At 44.9% G+C, this 16452-nt stretch carries 12 protein-coding genes and 2 pseudogenes; 10 read left to right on the plus strand and 4 right to left on the minus strand.

Annotation, left to right across the window (positions count from 1 at the left end; all coding sequences use genetic code 11):
* The first annotated feature begins 110 nt into the window (after window positions 1–110).
* Window positions 111–440 carry a hypothetical protein gene (locus tag RIC07_RS05425; protein ID WP_446393618.1) on the plus strand — a complete coding sequence of 110 codons (330 nt, stop codon included), beginning with the start codon at window positions 111–113 and terminating at the stop codon, window positions 438–440.
* 326 nt (window positions 441–766) lie between these two features.
* On the opposite strand, the gene RIC07_RS05430 is transcribed toward RIC07_RS05425, so the two are convergent.
* Window positions 767–2326: a SagB/ThcOx family dehydrogenase gene (locus RIC07_RS05430; RefSeq protein WP_446393619.1), complete on the minus strand. Its 1560-nt coding sequence runs from the start codon at window positions 2324–2326 to the stop codon at window positions 767–769.
* A 496-nt stretch (window positions 2327–2822) separates the two neighbouring features.
* On the opposite strand from RIC07_RS05430, the gene RIC07_RS05435 reads away from it, so the two are divergent.
* The 3 genes and pseudogenes from RIC07_RS05435 (at window position 2823) to RIC07_RS05445 (ending at window position 5465) form a co-directional block, all read left to right on the plus strand.
* Window positions 2823–3386, plus strand: coding sequence for a pentapeptide repeat-containing protein (locus RIC07_RS05435; RefSeq protein WP_446393620.1), 564 nt, complete (start codon window positions 2823–2825; stop codon window positions 3384–3386).
* A gap of 173 nt (window positions 3387–3559) precedes the next feature.
* A pseudogene (gene dcm, locus RIC07_RS05440) lies at window positions 3560–4869 on the plus strand (DNA (cytosine-5-)-methyltransferase).
* On the plus strand, window positions 4815–5465 hold the full coding sequence (locus RIC07_RS05445; RefSeq protein ID WP_446393621.1) for a nuclear transport factor 2 family protein: 651 nt from the start codon (window positions 4815–4817) through the stop codon (window positions 5463–5465). Before dcm ends, RIC07_RS05445 begins: the two are co-directional and overlap by 55 nt.
* Before the next feature lie 162 nt (window positions 5466–5627).
* Here the strand turns inward: RIC07_RS05445 and RIC07_RS05450 are convergent, their stop codons facing one another.
* Window positions 5628–6692 carry a potassium channel family protein gene (locus RIC07_RS05450; protein WP_446393622.1) on the minus strand — a complete coding sequence of 355 codons (1065 nt, stop codon included), beginning with the start codon at window positions 6690–6692 and terminating at the stop codon, window positions 5628–5630.
* A 92-nt stretch (window positions 6693–6784) separates the two neighbouring features.
* Here RIC07_RS05450 and RIC07_RS05455 point away from each other — a divergent pair, with 92 nt between their 5' ends.
* Window positions 6785–8071: an ABC transporter substrate-binding protein gene (locus RIC07_RS05455; protein WP_446393623.1), complete on the plus strand. Its 1287-nt coding sequence runs from the start codon at window positions 6785–6787 to the stop codon at window positions 8069–8071.
* A gap of 237 nt (window positions 8072–8308) precedes the next feature.
* Here RIC07_RS05455 and uvrC read toward each other — a convergent pair whose 3' ends face one another.
* On the minus strand, window positions 8309–10510 hold the full coding sequence (uvrC, locus tag RIC07_RS05460) for an excinuclease ABC subunit UvrC (RefSeq protein ID WP_446393624.1): 2202 nt from the start codon (window positions 10508–10510) through the stop codon (window positions 8309–8311).
* 163 nt (window positions 10511–10673) lie between these two features.
* Here uvrC and RIC07_RS05465 point away from each other — a divergent pair, with 163 nt between their 5' ends.
* The gene (locus tag RIC07_RS05465; RefSeq protein WP_446393625.1) at window positions 10674–11495 is read left to right on the plus strand and encodes a protease complex subunit PrcB family protein; all 822 of its coding nucleotides are present in this window, start codon (window positions 10674–10676) and stop codon (window positions 11493–11495) included.
* Between the two features lie 466 nt (window positions 11496–11961).
* Entirely contained in the window at window positions 11962–12534 is a 573-nt protein-coding gene (locus RIC07_RS05470; protein WP_446393626.1) for a hypothetical protein, read from the plus strand.
* A gap of 36 nt (window positions 12535–12570) precedes the next feature.
* Here the strand turns inward: RIC07_RS05470 and RIC07_RS05475 are convergent, their stop codons facing one another.
* Window positions 12571–14805, minus strand: a complete 2235-nt coding sequence (locus tag RIC07_RS05475; protein WP_446393627.1) for a caspase family protein — start codon at window positions 14803–14805, stop codon at window positions 12571–12573.
* A 365-nt stretch (window positions 14806–15170) separates the two neighbouring features.
* Here RIC07_RS05475 and RIC07_RS05480 point away from each other — a divergent pair, with 365 nt between their 5' ends.
* The 3 genes and pseudogenes from RIC07_RS05480 to RIC07_RS05490 form a co-directional block, all read left to right on the plus strand.
* Entirely contained in the window at window positions 15171–15731 is a 561-nt protein-coding gene (locus RIC07_RS05480; RefSeq protein ID WP_446393628.1) for a cyclic nucleotide-binding domain-containing protein, read from the plus strand.
* A gap of 112 nt (window positions 15732–15843) precedes the next feature.
* Window positions 15844–16131: pseudogene (locus tag RIC07_RS05485) on the plus strand (IS607 family transposase); the annotation flags it as partial.
* 37 nt (window positions 16132–16168) lie between these two features.
* Window positions 16169–16452 (plus strand): helix-turn-helix domain-containing protein (locus RIC07_RS05490; RefSeq protein WP_446362350.1); only part of this gene is annotated, 284 nt, incomplete at its 3' end.

Here is a 16452-nt window from a genome sequence, read left to right on the forward strand (position 1 = left end):
AGGGATTTTGTTTTGGCTAGGGATAATAATGTTTGTTCAAAACCCGCCCTGATATGACCCTTCACGTTCATAATAGGTTGTCAAGACAACAGGTTGGTTGAGGTGGTGTCATGGCATTATTTTTAATAACATCTGTATGTGATGAAGGCATTTACGAAAGCAACTTTAAGGTTGTTGAGGCTGAATCGAAAGAAGCGATCGCTCAAGATATGCTCGATAATCCCTATCGGTGGGAACAATTTCTACGCAGTACCACTGTATGGTGGGATTTGACGTACTATGAGTATAAGTATGGGGAACCACGAGGCTGGAGTCCCAAAGAACTCCTGGAGCAGATTGATAGTACCTCTGTTGATGGAGATAGTTATTTCCAAGTCCGAATCCATGAAATTAAGACGATAGAAAAGGTTCGTGATAAATCCGGACAAGATGCTAGCTAGATAAGGTTTGCTGTCTTGTCGTGAGGATAGGTGTTAGGTATTTATAGCACTACGAGGATACATTAGGACATCAGTTTATCCCAAGAGGAAACTGCTTAACAGGGAACTCTTAACAGTAAAGAATGTCCTAACCTGTCCTTGTGCTACTATATTAGTCCATTTTAATGGACTTAAGCTTTTAGCCAAGAACTTGAGTTCTTGGCGAGTGTCGAGGCTTACTGACAAAGGTGTATGATATCAGGTCAAGGTTTATTTTGTCCTCAAATATAACTCAACCCGATCCTTAGACAAGAACCTTTTAGCGAATGACCAAGGACAAATGACCATCAACTCCTGGGACGTCCCAGTGTAGTAATATAAAGAACCGCCTCATCCGGAGGAATCCCCAAAACCTCATTCACTTGTTCATCAAAGAACCCGCCAATACCGCTCACCCCCAACGTTAAATAAATCGCCGCTAAATTCAGCCGTTGTCCCAAATGTCCCGCATCCAGATGCAGGTAACGATAAGCGCGATCGCCATATTTCCCGACAGCTTTTTTCAAGTCTGCTGTGTGAAAGAGAACCACACTGGCATCCCGCCCTAACTCTTGTCCTAAGCACAAATAATGCAATTCTCGCCGGAAGTTTTTAAAGCGGATTTGCCGCAATTCTTGAGCTTTTGGCGCGTAATAATAGCAGCCTTCGTCTAAACCCGCCACTCCAGAAATTGCCACAAAGGTTTCAATTAAACTCAGGTCAAAATAATCAGGAGAACTATCAAACCCTTGTTCGCTGTAGTGTTTGGGTTGATAGGTGAAATCGAGTAGCAATTTAAGTTCATCTAAGGATAGCGGCGCACCAGTATAAGCGCGAGTTGATCGCCGTTTGAGAATCGTATTTTCCAAGGCTTGAGGCGCATATCCTTCCCCGGTAACACTACCCCATTGAATCGGTGATGTAGTCGTAGAGATTTTGGTACAGAAGGGAAAATTATACTTATCTTCACCTAAGTTTTCCGACTCTGATTCCCCAGATGGTGGCGATTCGATTTCCTGCTTATCTGTCGGTTCAATTTGCGTCGCTTGATGCAGGTAAGCCAGCAATTCCCCATCAGGAAGTTCAGGATAGTCAACCTGTGTCGCTGACGGTAAAGCCGTAGGCTGAGAGGGGTTGCTTTGTCCCTGAAATTGATCAGCAAGGGGAACCACTGCGATCGCGCTTTCTTGTTCTGGGTTAAGATAAAGCAGATCATTCACCTTCTGATCGACAAAGCCACCAATCAGAGAGGGGCGATACCCGGTTAACGCACCCGCGAGTTCAATATTGCCCAACAAATGACCCGTATCCAGAAATACTCGACGATAGGCGCGGTCTTCATAGCGCCAAGCTGAACGATAAAATATAGCGGTGGTGATAATCGCCAGTTCCGTTGTCTCTAAGCTAGGATGCTGGAAACAAGCCTCTTGTAGACCTGACCAAACCTCGCTATCCCAAAAGCGTACTAGAGAATGGCTAGGACACTGATAGTTATACAGTCCTGGAGCTAATATAGAGGTTCCACTGGAAATTAAATAGACTTCCGCCGGATACAATCCCCCGGCTGAAGGTGCCGCCCTTAAATAAACCGGAGGTCCAATCATGGTTGCCATCTTAGCCGTTAAACCATAGCTGCACAAGAGCAACCGTGACAACCGCCACCAACTTTTACCAGGTTCCTGGGCGAACGCCTGGGGATCTTCTTTGAGATAGGGCTTCAGGTCAATGGTCGTTCCTAGTTTATACTCTTTAAAGGGTATCGGTTGATTGTCCCAGTCTAATCGCTTATTTTTGGACGCGATCGTCTCCGGATCATATTTTGTGCGCTCGTGATAATGTTGGGCGATCGATAATTGTGGGTTTGACATAGTTTTTTCAGGATAGTATTGGATTTGGCTTTTATCTAGAAGTTTTTAATATAGCTATCGTTATCGTTATCCTAATTCGTATCTGGTATATCTCGTCCCTATGCAGCATGGGTGGGGTAGTTGACTTATGAGTTAATCATTTCCAACTTCGATAATAAAACATTTCTACATAGAACACCAAACCGACTTTCATGATTATAGGATAAAAAAATATCGTCCTTTGGATACCGAGAGACCCAGTTGATTAGCCCGGATTTTGAAGACTTGACTGATACTCTCAAACCAGATTTTATATATCACACAAACTGTTATTTGTCAATTGGGATCAAGCATTAAATATAAATCTTGATAATCCTTAAAAAAAAATCAGGAAAAATGTAGCTGTCGCTACAATGCATTACAATTAATACAGGGTTTTCATCATAAATCTATAGTGACCTGATCAGACAGATTAAATTGAGAAGAGGAAGCAGAACCTTCCAGAGTCACAGAGCAGATGGAGAAGATTGGTAGAACAGAGTTACTGACTCAATATGCTAAGGGTAGACGCGACTTCAGGGCAATTGATATCAGTGAGTTAGACTTATTTGAAGCGGATCTACAAGGCATTAATTTGAATGGCTCTTACTTACAAAAGAGTTATCTGCCTTACTCTAACCTCAGTCAAGCCCAACTCCAACAAGCCCAATTGCAAGCGGCTGAGTTAAGCGATACTAAACTATGCCAGAGTAATCTATCTCAGGCAAATTTACAACAAGCGAATCTATCAAGAGCAACATTACGTCATGCCAATTTACGGGGTGCTAATTTAGCCTATACCAACTTGCAAGGGGCTGATTTAGGCAATGCTGATCTAAGAGATGCGAATTTGAATTATGCTAACTTAAGCGGTGCTAATTTAACTCAGGCGAATTTAAGTCAAGCTCAGTTAAAAGGAGCAATTTTTTTTCGCAGTCATAATGTTGATTTTTCTAATGCTTATGTCGATTGTTCAACCATTTATCCAGATGGACATCGACATGATTGTAAAGCATCGCCAGGAAATCAATTTCCTGGCTAAAAGCTAAAGTAAGCTAAAGCTTACTATATTTAATGTTCCCAGCCATTTTAGCCTTTTATATAAAAATATAAAAAATCAGCTTAAAAATTATAAATCATCATTAATGTAACAAATAATTGATAATGACTCCAAAGTCTCGAAGAAGTAAGGAATTAAAATTATCTATGTAGCTCATGACTAAGATCCGGTTTATTGATTTATTTGCAGGTATAGGGGGTATACGCCTAGCCTTTGAACAAGCAGCTAACACCTTAAACTATAAAACTGAATGTGTTTTAGCAAGTGAAATCAGTCCAGATTGTCAATGGGTTTACAAAAATAATTTCAACCATGAGGTCTTAGGAGATATCCGAGCAATTAACCAATTACCGTCCCATGACGTTTTATTGGCAGGTTTTCCTTGTCAGTCTTTTTCTTATGCGGGTAAGAAAGCCGGATTTGGAGACACGAGAGGAACATTGTTTTTTGAAATATTGAGATTAATCGATACCTGTAAACCTCAAACCTTGATTTTTGAAAATGTTCGCGGTCTTTATAGTCATGATCGGGGTAGAACTTTAGAAACAATCAAGCATGAACTTAAAAACCGAGGCTATAGCTTTGATACATTTCTCCTAAACAGTGCTAATTTCGGATTACCGCAAAACCGGGTTCGCCTGTACATGGTCGGGATTTTAGGCGCTTCGCCAAAATTTGAGTTAATTTCTGATGTAGGTCCGCCCGATTCCCATTCTTATAATTGTCAACAGCTATCCTTATTTAATCCCTTGAGTAAACCAGTTGCTGTGGCTGATATATTAGAAGATAATCCTGATTCTAAATATGATTGTTGCCGGAGTTTGTTGAAGCTCTAAAAAGTCGATTAAACAATAATTTGAATCAATTGCATGGTCTGCGGCTGATTGATTATCGTGGTGGAAATTCTCTGCACTCATGGGAACTGGGTTTACGGGGAAAATGTAGTTCGGAAGAAATTGAGTTAATGAACCGTTTTATTTTGAAGCGCCGGAATAAAGCATTCGGTCGTAATCAAGATGGTAAGTTGCTTAGTCGAGAGCAAATCGCTAGCTTTTTTAATCATCCCCATCTGGAACAGGTTCTTGACTCACTCGTGGCTAAAAAATATTTACAAATTGTTGATGGTAAATACAAACCTGTATCAGGGAACTTCTCCTTTGAAGTTTACAAGTTTTTAGATCCCCGAAAAATATCAGTCACGTTGGTTGCTAGCGATGCCAATCGATTAGGAATTTATCACAATGATCGTGTTCGGAGAATAACACCGCGAGAAGCCGCCCGTCTCCAGGGATTTCCCGATGAGTTTATTTTGCATAGTAACGATGATAAAGCGTACTATCAGTTGGGCAATTCTGTCAGTATCAATGTTGTGAAAGCTGTCGCCCGCGACGTTATTTTGAATACATTATCATGTCAACACACCAACAAAAGTCTGATGACGCTCAACTCTCTATCTGGAAAATGATTATGGGGAACATGTCAAGTTTGCACAAAATGTTCCAGCTAACTAAGGGAGTTGGGTTGAGGAACGAAACCCAACCGACAATGTTGACATGCACCGTGATTCTCGGCGCGATCGCGTTGGCTATCTTGAGTTACTCTACCTTTACAGGTAGCGCAGTTGCGGCTAATTTGCATTCCTGTTCTAATTTATCGAAGGGTAGTATTATAGCGATGCTCTCACCAGATATTAAACCCATCGAATCAACGATTTCAGAACTGATCCAACGGCAAGCGCAAGCTTGGGAAACGGCGGATTCAGATAAACTTATCGCTGATTTTGCCGAAGATAGTGTATTTATTGTCCCTGGTTCTCGATTCAGAGGTAAACAGCAAATAAAAGCAGCAGCAGAGGATTATTTTGCTCAAGTTACAGAAACTAAAATTACCGTTAATACCATAATTCTTCAGGGAAATAAAGGAGCTGTAGAATGGATTTGGCGTCAACGGAACAAAGAAACAGGTGAACTGTCAAAAGTTGAGGATGCCATTATCTTTGAACTTGACCAAGGAAAGATTACATACTGGCGAGAATATATGGATAATAAATCTAAAGTATGACAAATGACATAAGGCGAAGGACAATCCCCGCCGTTAACTTTTATAGCGGTACTAAGACAGGTTAGGACATTCTTTACTGTTCCCTGTTCCCTGTTCCCTGTTCCCTATTGGACTAACTGATGTCCTAACGTATCCTCGTCGTGCTATATTGCACCAACCTACTTAACCATGCTTAGGTCGTCGTACCCAGTGAGAACGCAGGGGACTGAGGACACGGTTAAGTAGGCGAATTTGTTCGGCTGTCCCCATACAGATGAGTACATCTCCAGATAGTAGGGAGGTTTCACCATTAGGTCCAGCAATCAGATTGCCATCGGCGCGGCGAATTGCCAAAACTAATGCCCCGGTTTGCGATCGCAAATGGGCTTCCCGTAGGGTTTTTCCAATAAAAGGACAGCTTGAGGGATCAATCAGAAACTCTTCCATGTAAAATGAACGATCAGCCCCGGTGATAATCCCATCTACAAAGTCCATGACCTGAGGTCTCAGGGCAGCCGATGCCATGCGCTTACCCCCGGTGATGTAGGGAGACACCACCGCATCTGCACCCGCACGTTGAAGCTTTTTCACGGCGTCTTCAGAACTCGCCCGGGCGATGGCGCGGATTTTGGGATTGAGGGTTTTGGCAGAGAGGATGGTATACAGATTTTCTGCATCAGAGGGTAACGCCGCCACCAAACAAATTGCCTTGTCGATACTCACCGCATGTAGAGTATTATCCAAAGTAGCATCCCCTTGGACAACAATGTAACCCAACTCCCGCGCCTCTTCTACCTGATCAGCTTGAGAGTCGATCGTGACAAACGGAATCCCCTCAGCCTTAAATTCTAGGGCAATCTGACGCCCTGTACGTCCAAAGCCGCAGAGGATATAGTGGTTGGTTAAGGTATCAATCAAGCGTCGTCGTTGCCTCAGTCGAATTCCTTGTTGAAAGTAGCCTTGAATTAGGGCTTCTGTAAAGCGATTGACAATATAACCAATGGCGATAAGACCCATTAAAATCAGGGAAATGGTGAACAAGCGTCCGCGATCGCCCAGAGGATTTGTCTCGCCATAACCAACGGTTGCCAGAGTAATGATCGTCATGTAGGCAGCATCTGACCATGACCACCCTTCCACCAGTTTGTACCATAGCGTACCAATGAGAGCGACTCCCAAGAGGGCAAGCCCACCACCAATCAGTTCTTTCCGCAAACGTTGATATTTCTCTTCTAGGGTTGAGTACACGCAGATGAATGATTGATAACTGTTCCCATCATTAAGCTATTTTCACAGTAAAATAAAATTTCTGCATTGCGTCCCTGGAGTAGAAAGAACGGATGTTCATTCCCAAAATTGGTAAACTGACCTGTTTATGCCTGAGTTTATTAATCCTGTTAACCGCTTGCAATCTTCCAGGAGAACAGTCAACCAAAACCGTGACACTCATGGGTACGCTAACCGGGAAAGGAATTCAAGAAGTCCAACAAGTGGTAGCCCCCTTTACCGAGGCGACGGGGATAAAGGTGAAGTATGAGGGAACGGATGCATTCACCACTGTGTTACCGGTGCGGGTTGACGCCGGAAATCCACCGGATCTCGCCCTGTTCCCGCAACTTGGTTTAATGGCAGACTTTGCCAAAGATGGGAAACTCGTACCCATTGAGCAAATTTTGTCACCCGCGCAATTGTCAGAAGCCTTTTCTCAGAACTGGCTCAACTTAGCCCGTGTTGATGATACCCTCTACGGTATCTGGTATCGAATCTACCTGAAAAGTTTGGTCTGGTATAGCCCAGCCGCCTTTGCCGAAAAGGGGTATCAAATCCCCACCACCTGGGATGAAATGATCGCATTATCTGACCAAATTGTGGCAGATGGGGGCGTTCCGTGGTGTATTGGTTTCGGCAGTGGTGAGGCAACGGGTTGGGCTGGCACAGACTGGATCGAGGATATCATGCTGCGAACCGTGGAACCCCAGGTTTATGATCAATGGGTGAACCACGAAATTCCCTTCACTCATCCAACCGTTAAAAATGCTTTTGAAAAATTTGGTACGATTGCCTTAAATCCTGACTATGTGGTCGGGGGTAAAACGGGTATTCAGAGTATTTTCTTTGGGGATTCACCTAAGCCACTTTTCGAGCAACCGCCTGGATGTTATATGCATCACCAAGCCACGTTTATTTCCTCATTTTTCCCCGATGATGTGATGTTGGGAGAAGATGTTGATATTTTTATACTTCCCAGCATTGATCCCGATTTAGGTGTGCCGTTGTTAGTGGGGGGGCAAATCATCGGTATGTTTAATGATACCCCAGAGGCACGGCAGTTAATGGAGTATTTGATTTCTGTGGAACCCCATGAAATTTTAGCCGGAATCAAAGGGTCAATCTCACCCCACAAACAGGTGAGTTTAGAGGTTTATCCCGATCAGGTGACTAAACGTCAAGCGAAACTCTTATTATCTGACGATGAACTCATCCGCTACGACGCTTCTGATCTGCTTCCTGGAGCCGTAGGCACGGGGACATTCTGGACAGGTATTATAGATTATGTTTCCGGGCAAGATTTGGATCGGATTTTGCAGACTATTGAGGCAAGTTTTTCGGATGCAAACGGTAACTAGGTTGGTCGAAATAAGTTCAACACTATTAAGTTATGTAAGTAGTCCTCAAACCCTTTCATACTCTTGCACCGCTATCAGGAAAAATGTACTGTAGCTCCCCCTGCTCCCCCTGCTCCCCCTGCTCCCCCTGCTCCCCCTGCTCCCCCTGCTCCCCCTGCTCCCTCTGCTCCCTCTGCTCCCTCTGCTCCCCCCACAGCAACCAGACGCCAGAGGGGTGAGTCGTAGGGGATTTCATTCTCATGGGTGGAAATAGGTATAAATATCTTCGGCTAAACGCGAACCAATTCCCGGAACTTCAGCAAGCTGTTGTACCGATGCTTCTCGAATATAATCAATAGACCGAAAATGTGCCAATAACTGTTTTTGACGGGCAAATCCTAATCCGGAAATCTCATCTAAGCGAGAACGGCGTAATGTATCACTGCGTTGCTGGCGATGGAAACTTACGGCGAAACGGTGCGCCTCATCGCGTAAACGCCGTAATAATTGCACCCCCGGTTGTTCAGCGTCGGTGGGGAGGGGAAAGGATTCACCGGGGAGAAAAATTTCCTCCCGTTGCTTGGCTAAACTCACCACTCGGACTTTATCCAACAGGTTCATATCCTGTAATACCGCAACCACGGCGGAGAGTTGTCCTTTACCACCATCAATCATAATTAAATCCGGGAAATCATTAGAGATTTTTTGTTCCCTGGAAAGGGCGGGTTTAGTTAGGTTATCGGTTTGTGGCGAAATGGTATCAGTCAAACCCGCCCCTACATCGGGGTTTCCCTGGTGGTTGGGAAGGGCGGGTTTAGTTAGGTTATCGGTTTGTGACGAAATGGTATCAGTCAAACCCGCCCCTACATCGGGGTTTCCCTGGTGGTTGGGAAGGGCGGGTTTAGTTAAGTTATCGGTTTGTGGCGAAATGGTATCGGTCAAACCCGCCCCTACATCGGGGTTTCCCTGGTGGTTGGAAAGGGCGGGTTTAGTTAAGTTATCGGTTTGTGGCGAAATGGTATCCGTTAAACCCGCCCCTACATCTTTATATTTGCGAAAACGGCGACGAATGACTTCGGCTAAACTGGCAAAATCATCGGAATGACCAATGGTTACCGTAGGATTTTTTATCTTATAGTGACGATAATGTTGCTTGGCTGGCGTTCCATTAATAAACACCACCTGAGACGCTACCGGATTCGCCCCCTGAATGTGAGAAATATCATACCCTTCAATCCGATGGGGTAAATCCGGTAAATCCAAAATTGCGGCTAAATCTTGCATCGCTTGGCTATTGCGGTCAGCGAATTTCTGCGTCCGTTCTAACTCATACTTCGCATTCCGTTCCACCATTTCAATTAATTCGGCTTTGGTTTGGCGTTGGGGAACGATAATTGTCACTTTCCGCCCTTTCCGTTCACTTAACCATTCTGCCAATAACTCGGTATCGGTTAACTCATGCTGGACTAAAATTTCACTGGGAATTTCTACCGCGTCAACGGTTTGATAATGGTCTTCTAATACTCGTTGTAAAATTGCCCCTAGTTCAATTCCCCCTGATGGAACTTCCGCAAAAAATCCCAATCGTCCGACTAATCGACCCGCACGAATCTGGAATAATTGAATACACGCATGATGGGCATCTGCCGAGAGCGCGATCGCATCCCGTGATACGGTATCATCGGGTAGGGCAACTTTTTGGTCAGCACTGAGGGCGTTCAACCCTTTAATCTGATCCCGAATTTTCGCGGCTAACTCAAAGTTCAGCGATTCCGCCGCTTGTTCCATATTTTTGGATAGGATATCAATCAGTTCCCCCGTTCGTCCCTGAAACACCATCGCCATTTTTTGCACCATCTGGCGATACTCCTGCGGTGAAACAAGCTGTTGACAAACCCCAGGACAACGCCCAATATCATAGTTAAGACAAGGGCGGTCTTTAAACAGGGGACGGGGGCGCTGACGTTGGGGAAAAATCTGCTTGAGTAGGTGTAATGTACTTCGCAGCAACCCGACATCGACGTAGGGACCATAATAGCGATCTTTTTCCTTTCTCAGGTTCCGCTTGCGGGTAATAAAGATACGCGGATAGTCTTCTGACCAAGTAATACAAATATAGGGATATTTCTTATCATCTTTGAGCAGCACATTGAAATACGGCTGATGCTGCTTGACTAAATTCGCTTCTAATGCTAGGGCTTCGGCTTCCGTATCGGTAACAATAAACTCAATCTCCGCCACCTGACGCACCATCATGGCGATACGGGGACTCAGGGGTTGAGTGTTACGGAAATAGGAACGAACGCGCGATCGCAGCTTCTTTGATTTACCAATATAGAGGATGCGATCGCTCCCGTCACGCATTAGATAAACCCCAGGTTCAGTCGGGATTTCTTTCAGGCGACGTTCTAGGCGATCGGGATTATTGACTAGAGGGGTTACTTTAGCCGAGGATATCACAGATACTGATCATCTCGCTTACTCATCTTATCTCTATGATAAAACCTTTTTTTAATTCATGAGACCTGGAACATTTCATTAGGACAAGAGGTCAAAGGGGAAGTCTGACAATTCAAATGCTTAATCTTTTAACATCTTGTCACAACTATTAGGAGTTTTATCAATGAAAAAACTACTCATGATTGCCGCCAGCCTATTTATCATATCAGCAGAATCGGCTCAAGCTTGTAGTTGTATGCGAGCTACCCCTGAGCAACATTTTGAATCGGCTAATGCTGTCTTTTCGGGTCGAGTCGTTAATGTAATTACTCCTCGTCGGACTCACCAACGTCCCCAATTCTCGTTTCCGCAAAAACGAGTCATGTTTGAAGTGTCCGAAGTTTGGAAAGGACAAGAAAGACGCCGATTAATGGTGATGACATCCGATTCCAGTGCGAGTTGCGGTTTCAATTTTACTGAAGGAGAATCTTACCTCGTCTATGCCTCACGTTCAGATAATCGCTTAACCACATCCCTGTGTAGTGGCACAAAACTATTAAGCCAAGCCCAAGAGGACTTAAGGATGTTAGAAGACCCAGAAAGCCCATCCAATACTGTTGCGTTTAACACCTTAGAAAAAAACTGGAATAGTGGACTAGAAGAACCCTTTGAGACAATAATTCGCGATCAAGGGACATGGGAGCAATTTTTTGGGAATCTTCATTCAATTGATATACCAACACCATCAGTACCTGAGGTTGACTTTACTGAAAACATGGTGATTGGAGTTGGACTAGGCAATAAACCCAGTGGTGGCTATAGTGTTGAAATTAAAGATATTCTGATGAAGGATGATAAGCTGGTGATTAACGCTGTAGAACAGCAACCGGGACGGAACTGTGGCACAACAATGGCAATCACTCAACCGTATCACTTAGTTACGGTAGAACAATCAGATTTACCTGTTCAATTTAATCGTAAAACTGAAATAGTGAACTGTGAGTAATGTCAAGAAAGGAAACAGGCAACAGGGAATAGGGAACAGGGAACGGTTTTGGTCTGGTGGGTTACGGCGGATAGAATATTTAGCGGTTATTTCTTTGATTAAATATCCGCCTAACCCACCCTACAATTACTGTGAGTAATGTCAAGAAAGGGAATAGGGAACAGGGAACGATTTTTCCATGACTTAAACACCATTACTCTGCTGTATCAGTCAAAAATTGTATTCGGTTTGCTGATATCCAGATTTCTGACGAAAACTCTGCGTAACTCTGCGTTTACCTCTGCGTCCCTCTGCGTTAAAAAAATTCCATGCTACCGGACTTAATGTCAAATAGAGAAGGGTTTGGTGGGTTACGGCGGATAGAACATTTAGCGGTTATTTCCTTGATTAAATATCCGCCTAACCCACCCTACAATTACAATAAAGTAATTAGGGCTTAATCAAAGCGTTTTCTATCCTGTCTACCATGAATACCCCAGCCCACATCATTATTAATATGCTATGCCTAGGACGTCAGGATACTTCCAGTATTCTTACTCCAGTCATCATCGGTGCATTACTCCCTGATGCCCCGATGTTTGTGTTTTACTTTGTGGAAAAAGCGATTAAGGGGACACCTGAAATGAAAATTTGGCGAGAAGCGTATTACCAAGAAAACTGGCAAAATTTTATTGATGTTTTTAATTCTATTCCCCTAATTGTCTTTGGCTTAGTTCTTACCGGCTGGTTGGGTTCCCAGATTGGTATAGTCTTTTTCTCCAGCATGTTTCTACATATTGTCGGTGATTTTCCTCTGCATCATAATGATGCCCATCGGCATTTTTTTCCGTTTTCCAATTGGCGGTTCCAGAGTCCGGTTTCCTATTGGGACCCGCATCATTATGGCACTATTGTCACTATTCTGGAAATTCTCGCTGTTATTATAAGCTGTGTTGTGCTAGTCCAAAGTTATCAATCGATGACAGGTCGAATTAGTGTTGGGCTAATTGGGATTTCCTATTTAGCCTATTTTCTTTATGTTTTTACGGTTTGGGTTTAGAGTTGATAATCAGCCTTACTCTTCTACGCTTTTAATTCACTCAATCACCTCAATCATTGCTGAAAATGCCGCTAGCTTCTGGGTGTCTACGCCACGAATCCCGCGTGAAATTTTAATCCCAGCCCCACGGGAGTGGCGATCCAAATCATTGACAAATGCTTCCATTACTTCCACGGGTTCATCTTCGGCTAACAGTAAGGGTTGACGAGAATCGGCTTTCACGGTTCGGGCAATTTTCTGCACGCCCTTCAGCGCATCCCGCAAAGGTTCTGTACTGGCTAATACTAATAGTTCCACAAAACCAACTCCGTCTAAAATAAAGTGAAAATCATCTTCCGTGGGTGGGTTACTTGGAGGTGGTATAATTAAATGCTGTCCAGGTGTAACTAATGCCGCATCTTCTGGGGCATCCCAATAGGGAAATAACACTACAATATCGCCATTAGAACCGATCGCTAATACTCCCACATAGATGGCTTGACTCTCGTGGTTTTCTACCTCTATCTGAATTTCCGTGTTCTGTTTAAAGCTAGTCTTGGCAATGGTTGTGGGAATTACCCCGGCATTTTCCGCCGCCCGACTCCCCGCCCGAATCCCTAATCCGCCGCCCGCCACAGGCTGAATCGTCATCGCCACATTTAAGTTAGAGGTATTGCTGTTGAGAACCAGATGCAATATCCGCCCCGCCAGTAACGCCTTTAAACGGGGGCGCAGGCGATTAACTGCGGCGGCTACCGACTCTCCCAACATGCCAAAGGAATCGGGAACCGGAATTAATCCCGCCGTAAATACCCCTAAACTGCCCACGGGGGGTAATGGGTTCATCCCTTGGTGTTGCGCCTGGGGGATAGCCTCATTCGTCATCCGCCCGATAATATAATCCACCACAGCCTCTTGATTCATTGGCACCACCGTTACCCGACTCACCGACTGTAGGGCGGTGCGGGCGGCTGAAATATCCTCTCCCAGTGAGGGATGAAGTCCCACTCGTAAGCTTAAATCAGCCGGAACGCCTCGTACTCGTTCCCGCATTAACATCCCCTCTCCGGGAATTGCCCGCCCTTGCGATCGCATTCTCCCATACCCCACTAAACCAACCCGTGAGGTTTGTTCCACTTCCCCCTGAACTTGTCCCTGTTGATTCATCAACGTAAAAATCGCCCCCTCTTGAAACGCATCCAAGCTTTGAGACGAGACTCCCCCCAACCAAAACTCCACGCGATCGCCCTCTATGTTTCGTACCACAGCTTCAGCGGCTGGGGTTGAAGCGTTCAAAAAGTAAATCGGTTCCTGTTCGCGATCGCTCCCTGGTTTCACTTCATAAACTGGATCTTGGATAATACCCGACGAATTTGCCACATCCTTGGTACTCCGCGCCAAATTCACAAATACCGTACTCAACGGTTCACTCATCGGTTGTTGCCAAAGATATCGCGTCAGTAAATAGGTAAACGCCCCCGCATGAAAATCCCCGAATGGTGCATCCGTCGCCAATTGGTTTTGCGCTGCTGAACCCAACGCCACACCTTTAGCAATCCCCTGCTGACGCCGTTGCTGAAATTGTTCTGGGGTTATATTCAACCGCGATAACCACTGCTGCTGATACTCAAACTCCTCCTGACTGGCTTGATCATCCCCACTCCCCTGGCGAGATGGAACCGCCCTAACTAAAAAGTTTCCCCGCAATCCCCCCCCAGAATGGCAGCTATCCATGACGACGGTAACGTTTTCGGTGTCCAAGGCGGACATCCACAAAAACAGAGTTCTGCCCATAATATCCCGCACCTTCCCCGTCTCTTTCCCGGTTTCAATCTGACGATTATTGGGAACTATAGTGCTATTCAAATCATCGGGATTAATCGGGTTGGGGTCAATCACTCGTGAACCATGTCCAGAGTAGTGAAAAACCACCACATCTCCCGGTTTTGCCTGTTGAATTAAATGGGCTTCCACCGCATCGATAATGCCTTGACGGGTGGGTTGAATCGGGGTTTCATCAGTCACCATGAGAATATCCTGGGGATTAAACCCAAAGCGTCGCACCAACAATTCATACTGCAACTCCACATCAGTTAAACATCCCTGTAATGTAGGGATAGGGGCGGGATAATTGTTCACGCCAACCAATAACGCCAATTTGCGGGGAGTGCTTTGGGCGAGAACTTGGGCGTAGCGATTTGCTTGGCGGATTAAGTCCAATTGGCTCAAACCCACCGTAGCGAGAGTTGATCCGGCTATTTGGAGAAAATGACGGCGCTTGAGTTTCGGCATAATCTAAATCGGTCTATGATCGAGTAAGACGGGCATGGGGGGCTGACGTTTCCCCGCACCGGGAATTCTGACAGACAACTACAGAAAGAGCGATCGCGCTTTTGTTAAAAGTTATAATTCTAACCAATCCGGCAGGTTCTCACCCATCGCCGCTCTGGGATAGAACGTTGTTGATGTATTCCCCTATCTCTGAATTGTTATAGGTTATGCACTTATAATTACGTTCTGTAAATATTTCTCAAATCCTTGCCAACCCCAAAAGACGTAGCTTGCCGGGATAGAGGCGAGTATTACCAATAACGAATGACAAATGACAAATGACAAATGACAAATGACAAATGACAAATGACAAATGACAAATAACGATGAAAAAAGTATTTTTTTTACTCGGTGAACTGAATGACGATGACATGGATTGGATGCTCGCTGTGGGACACCGAAAGGAAGTTACCGCAGGAACCCTCCTCATTGAGGAAGGTAAGCCCATCGATACCCTGCTGATTCTGCTAGAGGGAACGTTATCCGTGTCAGTTTCTGCCTTGCAAGGCAAGACAATCGCTCGCTTAACCAGTGGTGCAGTTGTCGGGGAAATGTCTTTTGCCGATACTCGTCCGCCCTCAGCTACGGTTCAGGCGGTGGAACCCTCTCTGATTTTATCCATTCCGCGTCATCATCTCCTGGAAAAACTGCAAAAAGACCAAGGATTTGCCTCACGCTTCTATCGTGCGATCGCGATTTTTCTGTCTACTCGATTACGGGGTACGGTGCGATATCTGGGTTATGCCAAAACCGATTGGCTTAAGGACGAGAATGAGACTGAAGAGTTATCCCAAGAAGTCGTTGATAATGTACCCCTTGCCCAAGCCCGATTCGATTGGTTACTGAGGCGTTTGCGAAATAATGACCATGCGGTGCTTCCAGATTGATGGGGACTCCAGGTGCGGGGGGGTTGAGAACTGTAACCAAATCCCTAATCACCTCTTTTCATCTCTTTTGATTTGAGGAGATAATAGAGTGAAGACTGTATCAGTAAACGATATGGAAACACCGGAAGTAACAATGAGCATAGGAGACGCGGCTAAGGAGCTAGGTGTCTCAGTAATCACACGAAGAAGGTGGGCAGACTCAGGGAAAATCCGTTCGGAGCGCTCACCTTCAGGGCAGAGAAGATTTTTTCTAGCCGATATTAAGCGCATTACACCAAGAGAGCTTGGGACTCTAGATGAGCGCATCACAATCAACTATGCGCGTGTCTCAAGCCATGACCAAAAGCAAGACCTCATAAGACAAGCACAAGTTTTAGAAACTTTTAGTGCAGCTAATGGTTTAGCACACTAAGTACGGAAGACCCGGATGTTCAATAATGCTATTAGGATTTAAAACCGAGCTAAAACTCAACAACAAACAGCGAACCGCATTAGCTAAACATTGTGGCGTTTCCCGCCATGCGTGGAATTGGGGTCTAGGTTTAACCAAGCAAATACTTGACCACAACCGGGACACAAGAGAGGATAAAATCAAGTTCCCCACTGGGATTGACTTACACAAGTGGTTAGTAGCGCTGGTTAAACCCATCTGCCCTTGGTACTATGAGGTGAGCAAATGCGCCCCCCAGTTTGCGCTTAGACAATTAGCCCAAGCTTGGAA

The organism is Coleofasciculus sp. E1-EBD-02 (genome assembly GCF_040218245.1).
In the GTDB taxonomy this organism is placed as follows: Bacteria; Cyanobacteriota; Cyanobacteriia; order Cyanobacteriales; family Coleofasciculaceae; genus Coleofasciculus.

Bases quoted from the DNA above. Each gene is read 5' to 3' on its own strand.
- RIC07_RS05425 (WP_446393618.1), top strand. From the start codon at position 111: ATGGCATTATTTTTAATAACATCTGTATGTGATGAAGGCATTTACGAA.
- RIC07_RS05430 (WP_446393619.1), bottom strand. From the start codon at position 2,326: ATGTCAAACCCACAATTATCGATCGCCCAACATTATCACGAGCGCACA.
- RIC07_RS05435 (WP_446393620.1), top strand. From the start codon at position 2,823: ATGGAGAAGATTGGTAGAACAGAGTTACTGACTCAATATGCTAAGGGT.
- RIC07_RS05445 (WP_446393621.1), top strand. From the start codon at position 4,815: ATGTCAACACACCAACAAAAGTCTGATGACGCTCAACTCTCTATCTGG.
- RIC07_RS05455 (WP_446393623.1), top strand. From the start codon at position 6,785: ATGTTCATTCCCAAAATTGGTAAACTGACCTGTTTATGCCTGAGTTTA.
- RIC07_RS05465 (WP_446393625.1), top strand. From the start codon at position 10,674: ATGAAAAAACTACTCATGATTGCCGCCAGCCTATTTATCATATCAGCA.
- RIC07_RS05470 (WP_446393626.1), top strand. From the start codon at position 11,962: ATGAATACCCCAGCCCACATCATTATTAATATGCTATGCCTAGGACGT.
- RIC07_RS05475 (WP_446393627.1), bottom strand. From the start codon at position 14,805: ATGCCGAAACTCAAGCGCCGTCATTTTCTCCAAATAGCCGGATCAACT.
- RIC07_RS05480 (WP_446393628.1), top strand. From the start codon at position 15,171: ATGAAAAAAGTATTTTTTTTACTCGGTGAACTGAATGACGATGACATG.